At 42.5% G+C, this 17,592-nt stretch carries 29 protein-coding genes; 7 read left to right on the forward strand and 22 right to left on the reverse strand.

Annotation, left to right across the window (positions count from 1 at the left end):
- Positions 1-179 precede the first annotated feature (179 nt).
- The 4 genes from OZ660_RS02285 to OZ660_RS02300 form a co-directional block, all read right to left on the reverse strand.
- On the reverse strand, positions 180-857 hold the full coding sequence (locus tag OZ660_RS02285; RefSeq protein WP_202263374.1) for a YitT family protein: 678 nt from the start codon (positions 855-857) through the stop codon (positions 180-182).
- A 191-nt stretch (positions 858-1,048) separates the two neighbouring features.
- Positions 1,049-1,360, reverse strand: a complete 312-nt coding sequence (locus OZ660_RS02290; RefSeq protein WP_319003222.1) for a hypothetical protein — start codon at positions 1,358-1,360, stop codon at positions 1,049-1,051.
- 35 nt (positions 1,361-1,395) lie between these two features.
- Positions 1,396-1,782: a VOC family protein gene (locus OZ660_RS02295; protein ID WP_274742409.1), complete on the reverse strand. Its 387-nt coding sequence runs from the start codon at positions 1,780-1,782 to the stop codon at positions 1,396-1,398.
- Between the two features lie 63 nt (positions 1,783-1,845).
- Entirely contained in the window at positions 1,846-2,118 is a 273-nt protein-coding gene (locus tag OZ660_RS02300; protein WP_274742410.1) for a Rho-binding antiterminator, read from the reverse strand.
- A 201-nt stretch (positions 2,119-2,319) separates the two neighbouring features.
- Between OZ660_RS02300 and OZ660_RS02305 the strand changes: the two genes are divergently transcribed.
- The 4 genes from OZ660_RS02305 to OZ660_RS02320 all read left to right on the forward strand — a co-directional run bounded on the left by OZ660_RS02305 (position 2,320) and on the right by OZ660_RS02320 (position 7,027).
- Entirely contained in the window at positions 2,320-3,438 is a 1,119-nt protein-coding gene (locus OZ660_RS02305) for a hypothetical protein (protein ID WP_274742411.1), read from the forward strand.
- Between the two features lie 18 nt (positions 3,439-3,456).
- The gene (locus OZ660_RS02310; protein WP_342455364.1) at positions 3,457-4,254 is read left to right on the forward strand and encodes a substrate-binding periplasmic protein; all 798 of its coding nucleotides are present in this window, start codon (positions 3,457-3,459) and stop codon (positions 4,252-4,254) included.
- Positions 4,255-4,342: 88 nt separating this feature from the next.
- Complete coding sequence (locus OZ660_RS02315) at positions 4,343-5,662, forward strand: alginate export family protein (protein ID WP_274742413.1); 1,320 nt, start codon at positions 4,343-4,345, stop codon at positions 5,660-5,662.
- Between the two features lie 171 nt (positions 5,663-5,833).
- Positions 5,834-7,027, forward strand: coding sequence for an NRAMP family divalent metal transporter (locus OZ660_RS02320; RefSeq protein ID WP_274742414.1), 1,194 nt, complete (start codon positions 5,834-5,836; stop codon positions 7,025-7,027).
- Here OZ660_RS02320 and glyA read toward each other — a convergent pair.
- A complete protein-coding gene (glyA, locus tag OZ660_RS02325) occupies positions 7,020-8,282 on the reverse strand; it encodes a serine hydroxymethyltransferase (protein ID WP_274742415.1) in 1,263 nt (420 codons plus the stop codon). The two genes, OZ660_RS02320 and glyA, sit on opposite strands and share 8 nt — an antisense overlap.
- A gap of 172 nt (positions 8,283-8,454) precedes the next feature.
- Between glyA and OZ660_RS02330 the strand changes: the two genes are divergently transcribed.
- Positions 8,455-9,312, forward strand: a complete 858-nt coding sequence (locus OZ660_RS02330) for a LysR family transcriptional regulator (protein ID WP_274742416.1) — start codon at positions 8,455-8,457, stop codon at positions 9,310-9,312.
- On the opposite strand, the gene OZ660_RS02335 is transcribed toward OZ660_RS02330, so the two are convergent.
- The 17 genes from OZ660_RS02335 to OZ660_RS02415 form a co-directional block, all read right to left on the reverse strand.
- Entirely contained in the window at positions 9,309-9,638 is a 330-nt protein-coding gene (locus OZ660_RS02335) for a zinc ribbon domain-containing protein YjdM (protein ID WP_159627253.1), read from the reverse strand. The two genes, OZ660_RS02330 and OZ660_RS02335, sit on opposite strands and share 4 nt — an antisense overlap.
- Positions 9,639-9,677: 39 nt before the next feature.
- Positions 9,678-10,142 carry a GNAT family N-acetyltransferase gene (locus OZ660_RS02340; RefSeq protein WP_274742417.1) on the reverse strand — a complete coding sequence of 155 codons (465 nt, stop codon included), beginning with the start codon at positions 10,140-10,142 and terminating at the stop codon, positions 9,678-9,680.
- A complete protein-coding gene (locus tag OZ660_RS02345) occupies positions 10,135-10,503 on the reverse strand; it encodes a DUF3703 domain-containing protein (RefSeq protein ID WP_274742418.1) in 369 nt (122 codons plus the stop codon). Before OZ660_RS02345 ends, OZ660_RS02340 begins: the two co-directional genes overlap by 8 nt.
- A gap of 40 nt (positions 10,504-10,543) precedes the next feature.
- Positions 10,544-10,978, reverse strand: coding sequence for an energy transducer TonB (locus OZ660_RS02350; protein WP_274742419.1), 435 nt, complete (start codon positions 10,976-10,978; stop codon positions 10,544-10,546).
- 134 nt (positions 10,979-11,112) lie between these two features.
- Positions 11,113-11,571 carry a helix-turn-helix domain-containing protein gene (locus OZ660_RS02355; protein ID WP_202263383.1) on the reverse strand — a complete coding sequence of 153 codons (459 nt, stop codon included), beginning with the start codon at positions 11,569-11,571 and terminating at the stop codon, positions 11,113-11,115.
- Positions 11,572-11,670: 99 nt separating this feature from the next.
- Positions 11,671-12,102 (reverse strand): hypothetical protein, encoded by a 432-nt coding sequence (locus tag OZ660_RS02360; protein WP_202263384.1) that lies wholly within the window; start codon positions 12,100-12,102, stop codon positions 11,671-11,673.
- A gap of 130 nt (positions 12,103-12,232) precedes the next feature.
- A complete protein-coding gene (locus OZ660_RS02365; protein WP_274742420.1) occupies positions 12,233-12,655 on the reverse strand; it encodes a hypothetical protein in 423 nt (140 codons plus the stop codon).
- A gap of 79 nt (positions 12,656-12,734) precedes the next feature.
- Complete coding sequence (locus OZ660_RS02370; RefSeq protein ID WP_274742421.1) at positions 12,735-13,133, reverse strand: MAPEG family protein; 399 nt, start codon at positions 13,131-13,133, stop codon at positions 12,735-12,737.
- A 38-nt stretch (positions 13,134-13,171) separates the two neighbouring features.
- Positions 13,172-13,624 carry an acyltransferase gene (locus OZ660_RS02375; RefSeq protein WP_274742422.1) on the reverse strand — a complete coding sequence of 151 codons (453 nt, stop codon included), beginning with the start codon at positions 13,622-13,624 and terminating at the stop codon, positions 13,172-13,174.
- A 96-nt stretch (positions 13,625-13,720) separates the two neighbouring features.
- Complete coding sequence (locus OZ660_RS02380) at positions 13,721-13,855, reverse strand: hypothetical protein (RefSeq protein ID WP_274742423.1); 135 nt, start codon at positions 13,853-13,855, stop codon at positions 13,721-13,723.
- Positions 13,856-13,888: 33 nt separating this feature from the next.
- Positions 13,889-14,113, reverse strand: a complete 225-nt coding sequence (locus tag OZ660_RS02385) for a hypothetical protein (protein ID WP_274742424.1) — start codon at positions 14,111-14,113, stop codon at positions 13,889-13,891.
- 112 nt (positions 14,114-14,225) lie between these two features.
- Positions 14,226-14,639, reverse strand: a complete 414-nt coding sequence (locus OZ660_RS02390; RefSeq protein WP_274742425.1) for a GFA family protein — start codon at positions 14,637-14,639, stop codon at positions 14,226-14,228.
- Between the two features lie 42 nt (positions 14,640-14,681).
- Positions 14,682-15,005, reverse strand: coding sequence for a hypothetical protein (locus OZ660_RS02395; RefSeq protein ID WP_274742426.1), 324 nt, complete (start codon positions 15,003-15,005; stop codon positions 14,682-14,684).
- 71 nt (positions 15,006-15,076) lie between these two features.
- On the reverse strand, positions 15,077-15,580 hold the full coding sequence (locus tag OZ660_RS02400; RefSeq protein ID WP_274742427.1) for a hypothetical protein: 504 nt from the start codon (positions 15,578-15,580) through the stop codon (positions 15,077-15,079).
- Positions 15,581-15,824: 244 nt separating this feature from the next.
- Positions 15,825-16,076, reverse strand: a complete 252-nt coding sequence (locus tag OZ660_RS02405) for a hypothetical protein (protein ID WP_274742428.1) — start codon at positions 16,074-16,076, stop codon at positions 15,825-15,827.
- Between the two features lie 48 nt (positions 16,077-16,124).
- Positions 16,125-16,388 (reverse strand): hypothetical protein, encoded by a 264-nt coding sequence (locus tag OZ660_RS02410; RefSeq protein WP_274742429.1) that lies wholly within the window; start codon positions 16,386-16,388, stop codon positions 16,125-16,127.
- A gap of 96 nt (positions 16,389-16,484) precedes the next feature.
- Positions 16,485-16,808, reverse strand: a complete 324-nt coding sequence (locus tag OZ660_RS02415) for a hypothetical protein (RefSeq protein WP_274742430.1) — start codon at positions 16,806-16,808, stop codon at positions 16,485-16,487.
- A gap of 238 nt (positions 16,809-17,046) precedes the next feature.
- Here OZ660_RS02415 and OZ660_RS02420 point away from each other — a divergent pair, with 238 nt between their 5' ends.
- Together OZ660_RS02420 and OZ660_RS02425 are read left to right on the forward strand one after the other, a co-directional pair.
- Entirely contained in the window at positions 17,047-17,268 is a 222-nt protein-coding gene (locus OZ660_RS02420) for a TA system antitoxin ParD family protein (protein ID WP_012518669.1), read from the forward strand.
- Positions 17,261-17,551 carry a type II toxin-antitoxin system RelE/ParE family toxin gene (locus OZ660_RS02425; RefSeq protein WP_202263395.1) on the forward strand — a complete coding sequence of 97 codons (291 nt, stop codon included), beginning with the start codon at positions 17,261-17,263 and terminating at the stop codon, positions 17,549-17,551. Before OZ660_RS02420 ends, OZ660_RS02425 begins: the two co-directional genes overlap by 8 nt.
- The last annotated feature ends 41 nt before the right edge of the window (positions 17,552-17,592 follow it).

The raw sequence follows: 17,592 nt of genomic DNA on the forward strand, positions 1-17,592 counted from the left end.
TAAATCGTGGAGTAGTAAGTCGACCGTCTAGACCCGTTCAGAAGAAGCAATAGTCACTGGTTTTCGACGTTTAAAAGATACAAATGAGAGATACAAAAAAGCCCGATGCACCTAGGTGTCATCGGGCTTTTTATTTTTATTCATCTAGTCAACATTGCTAGTTACATGACGTTACGCCATTACCCGTTTTGAGGGTGCATGTCGGTCTCTAAATTATCATGCTGTGGTGACACTGTTTGTGCCTGCTGCTTTTCTACTTGATTGGGAAAATAGCGCTCAGGACGGTGGTTAAGTGAAATAACCATATTCAAACAGAACGCCGCCAAAATTGAGATAAGCACCAAATGCCACTGAATGAAGAACAGGGCACAAAGCAAAATACTGGTGTCTACGGTAAGTTGAAATGTACCTGCGCGAATATTAAAGCGTTGTTGTAAATAGAACGCCATAATGCCAACGCCACCCAAGCTTGAGCTATGACGAAACATAATAAGCATACCGACCCCAATCAAAATGCCACCGAACACAGCCGCAAAAAATGGGTTCACATGGCTGATGTCCACAAACGCTGGGATTTGTTCAGTCAGCACCGATACCGTGGTAACGGAAATAAACGTGTTTAACGTAAACCGTTTACTAATTTGTGTCCACGCTAGGGTATAAAACGGCAGATTAATTAAGAAGAACAGTAATCCGAAATTCATATCTACGGCATAGGTACCCAAAAGCGCTAGTCCCGCGGCACCGCCTACCATTAAATCTTGAGATTGAAAAAGAAACACGCCAAACGCAACAAACAAGCCTGCGCTTACCAGGGCGAAAACATCCTCGATGACACTATGTTTGATTTTTTGCATAGGAAAAAGTTTGCGTTAAGAAGACACAGCGTAATTATACGTTTACAGCACAAAGGGTTACAGCAATGGGGAAAGTTAACTAAGGGCGCTCACGAGCAGATGGTAAGTTTGCCTTTACGACTTTTAGCACGCCAGTGAATGAGGTGTTGCAGTGATGTAAACGTTGCACCAAAAGGGTTCGTTACAGCTCTTTACTCGACTATCGAGAATACCACTATGTCTTGTTTATTAAACTGAACACTGCACTGCATATACCCTAAATGAAGGGGGCTATACGCTTCAACCTTGCTACCATTTGCTATAAAGGTGGTGTCCCAGATGAGAAGATTGGCCGTATCTAGCTGGCGTAAAACACTTTTTTTAGACACGCCAGGCGTAAAGTTGTCACATAAGTAGATAACCTCTTTACGCGCTTCAATCCAGTAAAACGTGGTAGTGATTAGCAGAGCAATAGCGGCAACAGCCACAATATCAGCAATAATTGAGCGCTTCATAGCGTGCACTAGATGTCTCCTCTACAACAGATAAACCGTATCCCTTACGCACTTTGAATAAGATCCCATTTGTTGCCATAGCGGTCTTTAAAGATGGCGACGGTGCCATAGACCTCTTCTCTAGGGGTTTCTAAAAATGTTACACCGTTTTGTTCAAGGTGCTTATGATCACGCCAAAAATCGTCGGTGTTTAAAATAAGAAATACCTTATCTGCAGCCTGGCAACCAATGAGAGCGCGTTCTTTTTCAGAATTCGCTTTTGCAAGGAGTAAACTGGTACTGCTTTGTGGCGGCGTAACCAATACAAATCGACTATCTTCACCGGTTACTTTATCTTCCGTTAGTGTGAACTGCATTACGTCAGTAAAGTACGCAATGGCACTGTCGTAATCATCAACAAAAAAAGTAATAGCAGCAACGTGTTGTGTCATAGTTATACTCAAAAATAAACCGAAGCGAAATAGCGTGAGCACTTTAGCGCAGCGTTGCTGCGATTAAAAGTGTACTACGTCGAAGTGTGGATTTTCTGTGATTGCACTAAGGGTTGTCAGTTTGGAAATGACAATGTAGTGAATGCCTTTATCGTCAGCCGTGTCTATCATTAAACACTCTTGGGCAACGCCCTGTATCTGCTTTATAGCAGTATTAAGTGCTTTTCCTGTCACGGTATTTCCGTCTTTCAACGTGGCAGCAACGTGCAGCTGGTACATACAGGCTATTTCAATATAGTCGTATAAGTGGCAGGCAATAGTTTCGCTTTTTTCCATTTTTCAAATGATCTTTTTGTAAGGTTTGCTCAGTAACCAAAGTACCGAAGGAATAATCCTAGTGTGGTACAACCTACTACGTTAGCGGGAATTTTTACAAGCTGCACCACTGCTCATACATCTTAAGCTATGTCGTTCCATGATAGATATAGAGTGCGCTTTTACAAAAGGGTTCCCACTCAAATAAACACAGGAAGCGTTATGAGAAAGCTACTCCCCGCATTTGCTTTGGCCTTGTTCTCATTCTGCGCGGTAAGTACTGCGTGGGCAGATGAGTTGCCTTTTAACCTTACCGGACACGCAAGGGTTAACTACGGTCATCAAGACTGGCAGCTACCAGAATTTAGAGATGGATTTGAATTTGAGTCATTTAAGCTGGGTGTGTCGGGCGATACCGATAAGTTTAGCTACAAAGCTGAATACCGCTGGTATGAGAATGTCGACTTTAATACCGTACGTTTTGCTGATTTGACCTACCATTACGACGAGCGCACAGACATTACTGCAGGCATTACACAAACACCGTTTGGTCTACAGCCTTTTGCGAGTAATAATTTCTGGTTTTCGGTCAATTACTACCTAGGTTTTGAAGATGACTACGACGCGGGTATAAAGATAAATCATCAACGCGGCGACTGGGACTTTCAAGCGGCGTATTTCATGAACGACGAATACAACGACGCAGCGAAGTTTTCACGATATTCATTTGATGTTGCCGATGACGGTGAGTATCGCAACCAAGAAGATGGTCAATACAACTTACGCGCAAATTATTCAGCCAGCTTTATTCGGGGGGCGACAACCGATATCGGAGTGTCTTATCAATACGGTAACATTCTTAACTTAGATACCCTTGAGGATGGAGACATGAACGCTTACGCGGTCCACCTTCGTCATACTCAGGGAAATGTAAAAGTAGAGTTGCAATATATTGATTACGAATACGACTTAGCTGTGCCAGAAGGGCAGGCTGACGATCGTATAGCGCTATCAGCGTTCACTTTTCCTTTCTTGGCAGCCGCCGATGGTGAAACTTATTCAGCAAACTTCGTTTACTCAGTGCCTTATCAGTTTGATCATATAGAGTCTGTCACTTGTTATTCAGAATTTAGCGCAGCTAAAGGGCAGGAAGCCTCAGGCAAGCGTTCATCACAGTGGATTAATGGATGTAGCTTTGGTTGGAGCAAATTGTTTGTGTATGTCGATAGCATTCAAGGTAAGAATATGTGGTTTTCAGGTGGCCCTGGAGTAGGACTCGACTTAGACGGTAGAGAAGAAACAACCCATCGGTTAAACATTAACCTTGGTATTTACTTTTAGGGGCATTTCAACATGATCATAAGAACACTTTTACTTGCGACCTCGTTTCTTGCATTTGTGCCTATGCAAAGTGCTGCACATGCATGGATGAAGCTTAAAATAGCCACTGCAGAATACGCTCCCTACACGTCAACCGATATGCAGCACGATGGCTATATCAATCATATTATTGCTGACGCTTTTTTGGAAACTGGCGTAGTAGTAGAGTTTGTGTCATTACCATGGGATGAGGCGTTAGAGGCAACACTGCGTGGCGACTACGATGCATTGTCGTATGGTAACTTTGTACGATCACGCGAAAAGGAGTTTCACCACTCAGCGCCAATCAGTGCTGAGAGCTTGGTATTTTATACTCACACTGACACTGGTTTAAAAACTTGGCAGACATTAGATGATTTAGCGTCGCAGAAAGTGGGCATAACCGAAGGCTACTTATACAACGACGAACTATCGGCTTTTATCAAAAATAACAACAACATTGTTAAGTTTAAGAGCGATAAAGAGAGTCTCGAGGCGCTAATAGCCGGTGAAATTGATGTGTTCCCTATTGATGAATTGACGGGGTGGTATTTGTTGGAGCGCGAATTTACCAGCGCCGAGCGCAGACAAGTGTCACTTGTTAAGCCATTTATTTCTACCGTAACCACCCACCTATTAGTCCCCAAAGGCGATACCGACAGTCAGCTTATCTTGTCGTTATTCAACAAAGGGCTTGAAGAGCTAACACTTGATGGAAAGTTAACTCGCTTTAAGCGTTTGTTGAAGGAAGGGTACTATCAGCACCCTGAGAAAAAAGTGAACTATGACCGACGTTAGCGTGGGTAAAAATGAGTAAAAAAGCGCGGTGTTTATTCATCAATTAACGATATACTGTTGTTATTATGTATAAATTAGTTGGCATTTAATGCATCGCACTTTTGGTTTTATTCCGCTTTGTCTTCTTACTCTTCTTTTACCTTTGCATGCATACGCGAAAAATGACGAGGTTAACGTTGATGTCTCGGGCTCTTTTCGATTGCGTTACGAGTCACTGAATAACCCTATTTTTCCGGCCCAACGAGAGCAACGTTCGCAAAGTAATCAGCGTTTATCAACGCGACTTATCTTAGCAACACAGGTGTCTTACAAAAATATCAGCGCCACACTTGAGGTAAGAGATTCGCGTGCGTTTCTTGATGAGGATGACCCTACTTTATCGTCTAATCAGGTAAACACGTTAGAGCCAGTTCAGATGTTTGCCACATACAAACCGTTTGTGTCGCAAGCCAATAGTGATGACGTTAGTCAGGCTTTAGCCATATTTGCAATAAAAGCTGGACGTATGGAGCTTGATTATGGCAGCCGCCGATTATTGGCAAAAACTATCTACCGCAATGCGACTAACAGCTACGATGGTGTAGTTGTCGAGGGCAAGCTTTTCGATTGGAATGTCAATGGTGTGTACTTGTTACCCGTAACACGATTACCGGGTGATAGCGAAAGTATTGATGGCAACGAGCGAGCGTTTGACAAAAGCTTTAGTGAGCGAAAGCTATTTGGCGTATACGCAACATCTGCGGACAAAAATCTAAAGCTACAGAGCTATTGGTTTAAAGAAGATGATAGCGACACGCTGGCTACTCGAAACCGCGATTTATATACCTTGTCGGTTGATTATACCGCTGCTTTCGCAGACGGCTGGAAAGCGAACGGCGAACTGATAGGTCAGGTAGGGCATGCACATGAAACTGCCGCGCCAGATGATATAACGCAAAAAGATGTGTCTGCGTACTTGGTATTTGGCTATTTGGGAAAGAAGATTACTGACAGCACATTTTTACGCGCTGAGTTTGATTACATTAGCGGCGATAACGATACTACTGACGATACTATTTCAAACTTCGATAGTTTATATGGTGTCAGGCGTTTTGATTTCGGCCCGACTGATGTGTATCAAGGGATGCCACGTAGGAACCTAAAAACAGTTGGGCTTCGAAGCGTGTCTACCTTTGGCTCTCAGCATAACCTTTTGCTGGGCTACAAGGCGTATTGGTATAACAAAGCACCGCAAAACGTAGATAGTTTCATCGGCCATCAGTTAGAAGCGCGGTGGCGCTATCAGGTTTTACCTTCATTGCGGTTGTCACTTGGCGGGGCCTACCTTTTCAAAGGTGATGGCTTTAAACGAGGAGACTACAGTGACAACAGTGCATTTATGTTTACTGGGGCGCTATACACCTTTTAGACATTGTCTACTACACCACAGGTATAGCGGCTTTTCTGCTCGCGTTTAACCTGATAAGGTGGCATTCGGCTTTTTCATTGTCATCAAGAGGTTAGGGTGGAGTCTGGGGTTCAGTTGTCATTGTATGCGCGATGTATCGCATGGTTAAAGTTATTGGGCCCTGGTGTGCTGATGGCAACAGCCGCTGTAGGCGGCAGTCACTTAGTGGCATCTACTCAAGCTGGCGCAAAGTTTGGCTGGCAATTGGCTTTACTGATCCTCTTGGTAAACGTACTCAAATACCCCTTTTTTAGAGCAGGCGTAAGCTACACCATTAGTACAAAGCAAACCCTGCAGCAAGGTTACCTTAAAATGGGTAAGCGCTATCTGGGCTTAGCGTTAGGGCTAAATAGCCTAGCATCTGTCGTGAACTCAGCTGCGTTACTGCTATTTGCAGCCAGCTTATTGTCATACTTTATTCCTTTCGACATGGCCATCACGCTGTCGTCATCACTAGTGCTTGGGCTTATTTTAGCTATTTTATTGGCAGGGCACTTCGAAGGGCTCGACAATATTGCTAAAGCGATTATGGGTGTACTCGTCGTAGCAACGGTTGCCGTATTCATTGTGGCCTTAGTTAATTATGACGGCACCAAAGTGCCAGCAAACCCGCCTTCACCTTACACTATAGCGAGCTTGGGTTTTCTGGTTGTGACTATGGGCTGGATGCCAGCGCCTATTGAAATTTCATCAATTACATCGCTTTGGTTAAAGCGCCAATGCACTAACACGGCAGTTACGCCCAAATCAGCGCTGTTTGATTTTAATTTAGGTTATGGCGTTACAGCACTGCTTGCGCTGTTGTTCTTAGGCTTAGGCGCGCTAATTTTATACGGTAGTGATGCACCACTAAGTACAGGCGGCATCGGGTTCTCGCATCAGCTCATCAGCATGTATTCATCGACCATAGGGCAATGGGCGCACTGGCTAATTGCACTCGTTGCTTTTCTATGTATTTTCGGCTCGGCGCTTACCGTGTATGACGGTTACGCACGCGTGGTGGCAGAGGCTATCACCTTGTTGCGCAATAACGACAAAAAGGCGCGCAACGCATTAGTCACGCCAGTACTGCTTGTTATGGCATTAGTCAGTTTTGTCATTGTAATGTTCTTTAAATCAGCGTTACTTGCCATGTTGGGGTTTGCCATGACATTGGCGTTTGTTACCACGCCTGTGTTTGCATGGCTCAATCATAAATTGGTGCAGCAAACTGCACTTCATCAAGACGCAGCGCCAAGTAGGTTTGTCCAAGCCCTTAGCTATGTGGGGCTTATCTACCTATTTGGCTTTCTGCTGGTCTTTATTGGCTGGAAATGGTTTAGCTGATTGAAGCGTAAACCGGGCGAGCTGCCGTAATACTCGCTACGCTGTCTTTAACGCGTGCTACTACCGATGGATCGTTAGGCGATTCAAGTACATCACAAATCCAGTTAGCCAGCTGCATGCAGTCATCTTCTGAAAAATTGCGCGATGTTACCGCCGGAGTACCAATGCGAATGCCGCTGGTCACAAACGGCGATTGTGGGTCGTTTGGTACCGTGTTCTTATTTACGGTGATATTAACACCATTGAGTATGGCATCGGCCTCTTTACCGGTAAGCCCTTTATTAATTAGGCTAAGTAAAAACATATGGTTGTCAGTACCATTTGATACAACCTCGAAGCCTCTTTCCATAAAGACTTTTGCCATTGCTTGTGCATTGGTTACCACTTGTTTTTGGTAAATTCTGAATTCTGCCGACATCGCTTCTTTAAGTGCCACAGCTTTTGCCGCAATAACATGCATCAGCGGTCCGCCTTGTATTCCAGGGAAGATTAATGAATTAAATTTCTTCTCTAGTTCTGGGTTCGCTTTACACATTATGAGACCACCGCGAGGGCCTCGAAGCGTTTTATGGGTTGTGGTGGTTACAACATGCGCCGCATTAATCGGTGACGGGTACACGCCAGCAGCAACTAAGCCCGCTACGTGCGCCATATCAACCAACAAGTAAGCCCCCACACTGTCGGCAATATCTCTGAAACGCTGCCAATCAACAATACGTGAATATGCAGAGAAGCCTGCCACTATCATTTTGGGTTGATGTTCGTGTGCTAAGGCTTGTACTTGCTCGTAGTCTATTTCGCCTGTCTCAGTATTAAGCCCGTACTGAACCGCGTTATACAGCTTGCCTGAAAAGTTAGGCTTGGCACCGTGGGTTAAATGTCCGCCATGATCAAGGCTCAATCCAAGGATGGTATCACCTGGGTTTAGCAGTGCCATGTAAACGGCAGTGTTAGCTTGCGAACCTGAATGGGGTTGTACGTTCACATAATCAGCTTCAAACAACGCTTTTGCTCTATCAATGGCAAGTTGCTCTATCTTATCGACTGCTTCACAGCCGCCGTAATAACGCTTGGCAGGGTAACCTTCAGCATATTTATTGGTGAGTTGGCTTCCTTGTGCTTGCATTACCGCACGACTGGTATAGTTCTCCGATGCGATAAGCTCGATATGATGTTCTTGGCGAGTATCTTCTTGTGCAATAAATTCGGCAATATCTGGGTCGATGTCGCTCAAGTTGTGGTTTAGGTTGTTCATTCTTGCTCCCGATTTTTATAGCGCTTTGACCTTTGTTTTAGAGAAACAGTGGTCGGTACGCCTTACTTGTTGTGTAAATCGATAGTAGAAGTCGAAAAAGAATAAATAAAATTAATAAAAAATATGGCATCATAACTTTATTAAATGTGTGCCTGATGAACTTGTGCCGACTATGAAAAATTTGTCCATCGATTTTTTACGCTCTTTTGTGATCATTGCCCAAACGGGTAGCTACACACAATGTGCTGAACAGCTTCAGCGCACGCAGCCTGCTATCAGTCTACAAATCAAAAAATTAGAAGAAATGGTAGGAGAAAAATTGTTTTCCCGCGATAAGAACAAATTGTCGCTGACAGTGGCAGGCAGCAAGCTTCTTGCCTATGGCGAGAAAATGGTAGCGCTTAACGATCAAGCCATGGCAGAGTTTGGCAAGCCGCAAGTGACCGGCAATATTCGACTGGGGATCCCAAGCGAGTTTTCGACAATTTTGATGCCAAAGATCATTCGTCGATTTACACAAACCTATCCTGAAATCTCGTTAGAAGTGCACTGCGCGTTAAGTAAAGACTTGCTTAGCGAGCCACTAAAAAGCCAGTTTGACTTGATTTTATCATTGCAAGAAACCCCAGACCCTCAACAAGATGGTTACATTACAACCGACCAATTGGTGTGGGTGGGCAGTCAGCGATTCGTAAATAGCATTCCACATAAGTTACCGCTTATTGCAGCACCTAATCCATGTACCTATCGTAAACGCGCAATTAACTTACTTAGCGCCGCGAAAAAACCATGGCAGGTGGTGTATACCATTGCTGATCTGAATGGTATCCAAACGGCAATCAATGAAGGGCTGGGTATTACGGTGTTGGCAAAAAGTTCAGTACCACCCAGTTTACATATTTTACCGAGTTCAGCTGACTTGCCAGAACTCGGTCATATGGGGGTGTGTTTGGTTAATCCTCAAAAAGTGACTTCAAAAGCCATCAGTTTGCTGGCCGACACCATCATTAATGAGGTTGCTAATTTTTAGGCTTTCTTAACAAATTGAGCCGTTAGCATCATTTCGCCAGCGCCATCCACTTTGCAATCTAGCTGGTGGTCTTTACCTTCTTTAACGTGACGAATAACGGCTTTAGTCCCAATTTTCAAAATAAGAGAGCTACCTTTAACTTTGAGATCTTTAGCCAACGTGATTTTGTCGCCAGCAACCAACGGCGTTCCATTAGCATCGTTAGCCGAGACTTCCTCTTCTACGTCATTTGGGTTCCACTCGTGACCGCACTCTGGACAAATAAGCAGAGCTTGATCTTCATAAACGTATTCAGACTGACAATGAGGGCAAGGAGGTAACGACATAATAAATTTCTCGATGGTGGCAACTAAGTGCCAAATTTTCTAAAGGGCCCGGGTCATAAAGTGACTGTTTGGATCTAGTGTGTAATGGCTAAAAGGCCCACAGTCTTCAAACTGAAATTTTTTGTATAGTTGACGGGCGGCAGAAAAATAATCCTGAGTGCCTGTTTCTAAACTGACCGAGCTAAACCCCGCTATTTTCGCATGTTCTAAGGCAAAAAGTAATAGTTGCGACGCAACGCCTTGCCCTCGAAAGGTCTTTGAGGTTCGCATAGACTTAAGCTCGCAGTCGTTAGAATTGAGGGCTTTAATGGCAACGCAGCCTGCTAAATCTTTACCTATCCACCCACTGAAAAATGTAATGTTATCAGCTTTTAGTGCATGTACATCTAGCGCATGAACGCTTTCTGGTGGTGAGGTAGCAAACATATCCGCTAAATGTTCTTCAAGTAGCGCGATAACTTCACCGCCAGAAAGGTCATCAATTTTTATGAATAGCTTAGTCACTGTGTTGTTGCGCCCGCGTAATTTTTCGTTGCAGCGCTGGCGCAATAGGTAAGCGCTTAAACGGGCTAATATTGCTTCCGCCAGTGTTCCCTGCAGGTACTAAACCAAAAGCGGTTTTGCTTGCTGCGCCCAATATGCGAATAACTTGACCGAATACCTCTGAAAAGTTGTGTTGCTTTATACCCCACTTCAACATTAAGGCATGGGTGTAAACGTGCCAGCGGGTTGATGACTGTCCTAAAACATGCGCATTTTCCAAGTGGATAAACGCGGCGTGGTATTGCTTGCGTTGTTCTAGCTGTTTAGCTACCGCAACTTCACGTAATACCGAAAAGGCAATATGTTTTGAAAAGGAACTCATAGTGTTCTCTCATGTAGTGACAGCGTGCTGCCACATTATATTATTCGCAGGCAAGCTGTGTTTGGGCTTTGCATTGTGCTTCAACACTTTCAGATGACTCGCGGTTCATACAAAAATCGAGTCTAACTAGCTTTTGCTCATTCGCCTTAGCTTTACCTTCAATTACCTTCCAGTCCCATCCCTTGATAAGTTTTTTTACCGGTTTGAAGTGCTTCGCTTCAGGCAAAGAAGATACCAGCTCAAGGTTTTTTACTTTACCTTCTTCTGTTACATCAAACTTAAAGACGCTACATCCACGAACACTTTTCATTGCCATGGCTTTAGGGTAGCGCGGCATCACCTGCTTTTCTCTTTCCCATATACGCTCTGCTTTCTCAGGCGATAAGTGTGTAATTTCAACTGCACCAAAAACATCTACGGCGTACACATTGAATGACAATAGGGTAAAGACTGATGCTAAAAAGGCATACTTCATTATTCGCTCCTTGAATTTATGCGTATTATCTAAACTTGAAAAACCGTGCTGCGCATACCGTACACTCAACTGTTGTGTAGTAAGGGTAAGACTGCACAGCATTCACTTTAGCAAAGTGGTTTCGTTTTTCAAACTTATTGCTGCAAGGTGGTATGCCAGATTTGGTATTTGTCACCTTGCCATTTAAGTAAGGTAAATAGGTAAGCTGTTGCTAACATCAAAAGCCCTCCAGCTAACGATGGTTCGTTAATAAAGCCGAAACAGCAAAAGCAAAATCCAAAGATGTGGCAAGTCACCTCGATACGCACTGCGGTAGCTCTAGCAGGGTTTAACTTTAAGAAGTTAATTGCAAACCATATTTTTAAGAAAAGTGGTAACGCTTTCCAGTTATCTGAACGTTTATCCATTTTCAAACTCTCCTGATTAAGGGTATCAATATCCACATTAAGTGCTGCAGCAAGGCATTTCTGAGACTCAATACTGGCATTCGCGCCACTTTCAATACGTTGAATGGTTCTGACATTCAGACCAGACATTTGTGCAAGTTGTTCTTGCGACAAGCGTTGGCTAATTCTTAGTTGTTTGAGAATCATTTCGTACCTCCTGTGTGCTTACTTAGGAGAGTAGGGGAATTTGTACAATGTCGGGCACGAAAATAGCCCGACAAATACACGACAGTGTTGTTTTATTGGTTAATTATCTTCTTCGTATAGAAAATCTAACGAATCTAAGAAAATCATAGAGTTTATTTTCCAGATATCTACAGGCTTATAAAAATCGACCTGCCAGTAAATAGCATGCTTTTCAAACTTGTGAAGGTAATAGAATCGGATAAACGAATCACCAATACGCTCCTTTTTTATAAACTCTTTAGACAAGGGTTTACCAAAACGCTGAGCAATCATTGGCCATTGTTGTGTGATTTGATTTGCCATACCGTCAACTTCAACGGGCGGAAGCGGCCAATAAGGTTTGGCTGCATTTAAGCCTTCTTCAAACTCTCCGGCCACAAAGTGATCAAGTAATCTATCAGAAAATTGGCGTGCTTCTTCTTCAGTCTTAAAGCCTTCTGCAAGTGCTGAAACTGAGAAAAAGAGTGCGATAAAAACAGTAAATAGTTTCAAAGGTTACTCCCTGTAAATGATTATATTATTGGTAACTAGCTATTGTCGCAGCGCAAAGCGCAGTAAAAACATACCGCAAAAATCTATTACTGCACAGTGAAAACATCAATCGTGAAATCTATTACAGGTACTATAGGCCGCGCTGTTTTTTTGCGAGATATACAGCAAGTAATAGTGTGGGCGCGATGTTAGCTATAAACAAAGAAAGGCTATACGCCACATCATGTGAACGCAAAAGTACACTTGGTAGGTATGACAGCATCAAAAATACAAAAGGAGATACCAGCACTAGGTGGTTTACGCTAGCTTCAAATTGTTTTGCTAATACGCTGATTAATGCATACGCTATCGCAAGGGGTATTCCGATAGTGATGGTATTAACAAGTGTAAACCCAAAAGTACTAGATAAAGAAACCAGCGGTGTTAACAGCGCTTTGGGAATGGCAATTGCCGCGCCGAAACCAATAATATTCACCGCTAAAAAAGCAAATAAAACGCCCATCAACAAGCTACTTGCATATTTGACAACTGCACTGCTTTTAACAAATTCCATTTTTATACTCCTAAGACGTTATAGCGACAAACGGTACGCGATACTTTGTATTATCATAGCTTGCTTTTTGCCAAATAACTCAAAATAAGACAGGGAAAGACACTGTCCACATTGCCAGTACCGCAACAAAATTGATCATAAATGCTATGCCACGCAATCGAATGCTCGTTCCACATATTTGCACTATGCTGTGAACGACACGGCCAAACACAAATAACCAAGCGAGACTAAGTAAAATCGCGCTTATCGGCGTATTCGAACAGTACAGAATGACACACAAAATATGAAAGAAAACGGGCCATTCAAATTGATTAGAAAGATTGGCACTGATTTTAGGCTGAATGTGTGCAAATGGATTTGAACCATCTGGCTTTGAACCTAAACCCCAAATGGCTGGCGCTCTTGCAATCGTAAGACACCCATAAAGCAAGGTGCACCAGGTAAGGTGCGCATAAACAGGTAGAAGAATGCTATCCATTCGCAACGTTATCCTTATAGCCTAGCTCTAACACAAGCTTAAGCATACATACCTTCTATTAAGTACGTTGTGCATAAGCTTACAACAATGATTAGCATGTTGAGTGTTGCCCTTATAGACCAAGCAGCGCGCCCATATGAAATACCTAATTTAGAAAAGGCAATTACAACCAACCCCATCAAACCAAACCAAGGTGTAAAAAAGACAATCGCTTTCAGCTTAACAAGAGACACCGCAACATCATGTAAAGCGCCACTGACAAGAAATGTAACCAACACAGCAAGTGTGTTAGGCAATATTTGATTGAGTGGCCTCATTACATTTCGGGATAAATAATAGCTCCAAATAGGGTTCCAATAGTGCCAAAACAACGGGAAAGACTTTGCGCCCAACGCACGGTAAAGCATATTTCTCATTGAATGCTTTGAACCTAGCGGCACCCCAGTGCGTCTTTTAACGTATTGTGAAAGCGTTATTGCACTAGAGTCCATTTTAATAACGTTCCTTTATATAAAATTTTATTCAATTTTCGAGCGGGTTGTTCACTGTGCTCTTTTTGGCACTGGCTGTTGCAAGCATTTCTAACTTCAAGAAAAGGTTTGGCTGAATAATGCAACCATGTTCTGCTTTTGGTAGTCTTCCATTGATGCATAGAGCCCTAAACCACCAAGCAGTAATGCTACCACAGCATAGCCCAGCATTTTTTTCGCCTTGATTGTCATAATCCTTTCCTTTTTAAAAAGTTAAACACGACGTTAATTGGACAGTGCAATCAAAAATAGTATACCGACAAGTGAAACAAAGCCCATAACAATTGTGTAATTTTCATCCCTTCCTTGTCTTGGGTATTTTCCAAATGTAATCAGTTTTAGGTTAATGTATCCAATGCCTCGAATAAAAAATTCCAAAATAGCATCAACAAAAATCCATTTAAGCAGCTGCAGAAAAAAACGCCCAATTCCCTCTAATACATCATCCATTGAAAAAGACCTTCTCAATTTGAGTTAAACAAAAATGTACACAAATACAAGCGTGTTTGCACTGGACTGCGACTCAACATTATGTGCTAACACCGTTACTTACATGCATAGCTCAAGCTTTCTCTCTGCTTGGTTCGAAACTGTCATATCGTGGTAGGTCGGCATCCAGATTGTCCCAGTTTGCTTTCGATGAAACAAAATTGTGAGATAAAGGCCTTTCTTCAATGTCGGAATCTAAAATACCAAGGCGTATTCTAAGCTTTGTTGGATTTTCCGTGTTTGAGCTATAAATCGGAGAAGCACACACCGCGCAGAAGTGCCGTAATTTCCCCTTTTTGAATTCGAAATAAGTAAGCTTTTTTTGTGGGTCAAGTACGGTGAAGTCTTCGGTGTTAATGAAACCGTTGGTCGCGTATGCAGTACCACTATTTTTGCGGCATAAGGAGCAGTGACAATGAATAATGCTCTCAATTGGCCCCTTGAGCTCGACTGAGATTGCGCCGCATAGGCAAGAGCCTTGGTACATGAGTAATTCCCTTATGTCGTTTATAAACTAAGCTTTTAATTATTAACTATTGTCTACGCATCGAACTCTGCTGAGTATTTTAGGGGCATCACCAGATGCATATTGGCTAGCCGAAAAATAAGTTCCCATCCGACTTGATATAATCTCAGCATTACCGTTGCACTCGGTTCTAGCTTTTTTTATCACTGCTCTCTCTAAAGCTACTTGGTCATGATCCCAGCCACCCATGACTTCAATTTGATATTGATTATTTTCTAACGCTTGAACTTGAGAATACTGAATCATAGAGCCTTCATGCCACGTCATTGAGGCGCAGGCAGATACAGCAAAAGTAACAAGGGTTAGTATCATCCATTTTGTATTCATCTAACTTTTCCTTTTGGGTCTTATAGCTTTAAGGTTTCGCGCAGCGTAATTCAGTGTCTAGCTGCTATCTGCTAAACACAGATCTTGCAAAGCTGTTTAATTGTTTTGTTATATCCTTTACCAACTAAACCAACATTTTGGTGAAACCAAAAAACTGATTTCTTTATTTTGGCTGCATCGAGGGCCTTCTTTGCTTCAACACCATCATTATTGATTAATGCTCTAGATGCGTGCCACTTAAAATATTGTATTGGAAAGGTGAGCCTATCAACATTTTTTTCCAACACATCAAGCGCGCAGGCGAACTCATTGTCAATTCGTTGCGTTGCCACCAAATACGGATAATCAAGGTATGCCCCTGTTTGGTAGTTTGGAAATTCTTTTTCTTTATCAAGTATCTTTTTGTAAGTAGCGACACTTTTTTCAAAGTCAGCCAATGCAAAAAATGCATTTGCTTTAGCCAATAGTGCACGGAGGTCTTCGAACTCACTCTTTCTTGATTCAAAGTATTCGTTGATCAAACGAAGCGTTACCAATGGATGACTTTCAGCCAAGGTAAGTGCTTGGATAACCAAATATTGCTCTCTTTGCGTTCTTGCTCGATTCAATTTCGAGTAAAAATGCTCTTCAACTGCGCTATCCCAAACTTTGTTTCTGTACCAATCCTCAGAAGACACAATAATTCCTTTGCATATAGCTTTCCATCAAGGGGCGCTTGCGTATGAGTAAAAACACGCAGGGGCTCAGCGTGTTAGCGCCCCAACGAACGCGGTGAGAGTGTTGATTTGTTGTTTGCACACATAACGAGAAAGCGTCGCTTTAATCGTTGTCTTCATCTGCGCTAAATATACCTCGGAAAAGTGCGGTAAGTGCACCAGACATTGTGTCTTCAATGAAGTCGTTTTTATGGTCAGTTTTTTTGCGATACTTATTATTCAATTCTTCCATGCGCCTTGATTCAGCGCTTGAGCTAGCGCCGTCAAGAAAATCCCTCGCTGCTTTGTAAGAAGTCGACGCACAGCCATTTAAAAAGGCGCACAACAGCAGAGCCGCTATTAATTTAATCTTCATGATATTCTTTTCCTAAAAAGTTTATAACGGCCCGCATAATGGGCAAAACTATGCAGTAAAAAAAGGCCACTTACTAGTCGTTCTTATAAGCAAATTGTCAGGTGTTTGTTCGATACATTCAATTTCTTCAATGGCAAATGGTAAGGTTGCTTGGTTTTCGATAGCAAGTAGTTCGTTTGGGTACACCAAAAGAGCATTTTTAAACGTTCTACCGTCTTTAAGGTGTAGGTTTACGATAGAAGCATCTTGCTTGAATTCTTCGAAAGGACCGAAGGCCTCCACCAACTTTAGTGGTATTTTAAATCCGTTCAATTTTAGCCTTCCTTGTAACATAACTTTTCAATAAAGGATGAAACCGCCCTGTGTGTATGCGTCCCAGCGAAGGAAGTGAGTGCCTATAGTGGCTTGCTATACACTGTGTTCATTATTGCCTTGAATAGGTTGTTTGAAAGTTACTTCAATTGGTTTGAAAAATGAGTAAACCCAAAGACCTAAGATACAGAAAAGCCAAATGAATAGTGACATGAAAAAAGTGAAAAATGGCCACATTGCGAGAGCAAGTAGAAAACCAGATACTCCAAACACGGGCTCATTATTCCAACGAACACTTTCAAGCCCGAAAAAAGCGCCAATACCACACCCTATAAAAAATACAGCAAACCCCAAAAATACGCCTATGAAAAGAATCTTAAATAAAGATTTCTTAGAAATTTTCTTAGCTACAACTTCCATTTTAATACTTCCCTAAAGAGTTAATCTTACTCCAAAATACGCTGACAACAATATCAAGCGAAGCGCTGGTAGCCTACATATTTTTGTTCTTTGCGAGCTTGCGAACGGTTTAATATGTTTGTCATATGCGTTCTTGCCCCTAGCGAGCGCAGCGAGTGTTGATTCGTTTGTTATACGCAATTTGCCACACCTGTAGCGTATTGCTACAATGTCGTGATGAACTATTAGGAGAAATATTATGGCAACAGCGAGCGTAAGACTAGACCAAGATCTAGTTGAGAAAGCTACCATTATGGGCAAAGCACTGAACCGAACTATGCCAAAACAGATTGAGCACTGGGCAAAAATAGGTGAAATGATGGAAGATAACCCTGATTTACCATACGAATTCGTGAAACAGGCAATTATTTCCAAAGCGGAAAAAGAGGCTGGAAAATTGGAGCCATACGATTTTGGCTAAGATTACGAGTGTCTTACAGACAGCTAATTTTAAGAGAGCAGTAAAGAAGTTACATAAGAATCAGAAAAAAGATTTAGATAAAGCTGTAAAGGAACTGATCGACGATCCTCTTCTAGGTGATCAGAAAAAAGGCGACCTTGCTTTTCTTCGCGTGCACAAGTTCAAGATGGTTAAGCAGTTAACCCTATTAGGTTACAGCTACGAGGACGGCACTGTAATACTTGAATTAATAGCTCTTGGTTCTCATGAAAACTTTTACCGCGATGTTAAAAAGTTATTCTGACCAATTGTATATAACTTTTAGATAAGGGGCGCAGACGCGTG

Source organism: Alteromonas sp. 009811495, assembly GCF_028865455.1.
Taxonomy (GTDB): Bacteria; Pseudomonadota; Gammaproteobacteria; order Enterobacterales; family Alteromonadaceae; genus Alteromonas.

Bases quoted from the DNA above. Each gene is read 5' to 3' on its own strand.
- OZ660_RS02330 (WP_274742416.1), top strand. From the start codon at position 8,455: ATGAAAAATTTGTCCATCGATTTTTTACGCTCTTTTGTGATCATTGCC.
- OZ660_RS02420 (WP_012518669.1), top strand. From the start codon at position 17,047: ATGGCAACAGCGAGCGTAAGACTAGACCAAGATCTAGTTGAGAAAGCT.
- OZ660_RS02350 (WP_274742419.1), bottom strand. From the start codon at position 10,978: ATGAAGTATGCCTTTTTAGCATCAGTCTTTACCCTATTGTCATTCAAT.
- OZ660_RS02320 (WP_274742414.1), top strand. From the start codon at position 5,834: ATGGCAACAGCCGCTGTAGGCGGCAGTCACTTAGTGGCATCTACTCAA.
- OZ660_RS02295 (WP_274742409.1), bottom strand. From the start codon at position 1,782: ATGACACAACACGTTGCTGCTATTACTTTTTTTGTTGATGATTACGAC.
- OZ660_RS02395 (WP_274742426.1), bottom strand. From the start codon at position 15,005: ATGAATACAAAATGGATGATACTAACCCTTGTTACTTTTGCTGTATCT.
- OZ660_RS02335 (WP_159627253.1), bottom strand. From the start codon at position 9,638: ATGTCGTTACCTCCTTGCCCTCATTGTCAGTCTGAATACGTTTATGAA.
- OZ660_RS02375 (WP_274742422.1), bottom strand. From the start codon at position 13,624: ATGGACTCTAGTGCAATAACGCTTTCACAATACGTTAAAAGACGCACT.
- OZ660_RS02405 (WP_274742428.1), bottom strand. From the start codon at position 16,076: ATGAAGATTAAATTAATAGCGGCTCTGCTGTTGTGCGCCTTTTTAAAT.
- OZ660_RS02285 (WP_202263374.1), bottom strand. From the start codon at position 857: ATGCAAAAAATCAAACATAGTGTCATCGAGGATGTTTTCGCCCTGGTA.
- OZ660_RS02390 (WP_274742425.1), bottom strand. From the start codon at position 14,639: ATGTACCAAGGCTCTTGCCTATGCGGCGCAATCTCAGTCGAGCTCAAG.
- OZ660_RS02415 (WP_274742430.1), bottom strand. From the start codon at position 16,808: ATGGAAGTTGTAGCTAAGAAAATTTCTAAGAAATCTTTATTTAAGATT.
- OZ660_RS02355 (WP_202263383.1), bottom strand. From the start codon at position 11,571: ATGATTCTCAAACAACTAAGAATTAGCCAACGCTTGTCGCAAGAACAA.
- OZ660_RS02380 (WP_274742423.1), bottom strand. From the start codon at position 13,855: ATGACAATCAAGGCGAAAAAAATGCTGGGCTATGCTGTGGTAGCATTA.
- OZ660_RS02385 (WP_274742424.1), bottom strand. From the start codon at position 14,113: ATGGATGATGTATTAGAGGGAATTGGGCGTTTTTTTCTGCAGCTGCTT.
- OZ660_RS02370 (WP_274742421.1), bottom strand. From the start codon at position 13,133: ATGGATAGCATTCTTCTACCTGTTTATGCGCACCTTACCTGGTGCACC.
- OZ660_RS02305 (WP_274742411.1), top strand. From the start codon at position 2,320: ATGAGAAAGCTACTCCCCGCATTTGCTTTGGCCTTGTTCTCATTCTGC.
- glyA (WP_274742415.1), bottom strand. From the start codon at position 8,282: ATGAACAACCTAAACCACAACTTGAGCGACATCGACCCAGATATTGCC.
- OZ660_RS02365 (WP_274742420.1), bottom strand. From the start codon at position 12,655: ATGGAATTTGTTAAAAGCAGTGCAGTTGTCAAATATGCAAGTAGCTTG.
- OZ660_RS02300 (WP_274742410.1), bottom strand. From the start codon at position 2,118: ATGGAAAAAAGCGAAACTATTGCCTGCCACTTATACGACTATATTGAA.
- OZ660_RS02315 (WP_274742413.1), top strand. From the start codon at position 4,343: ATGCATCGCACTTTTGGTTTTATTCCGCTTTGTCTTCTTACTCTTCTT.
- OZ660_RS02345 (WP_274742418.1), bottom strand. From the start codon at position 10,503: ATGAGTTCCTTTTCAAAACATATTGCCTTTTCGGTATTACGTGAAGTT.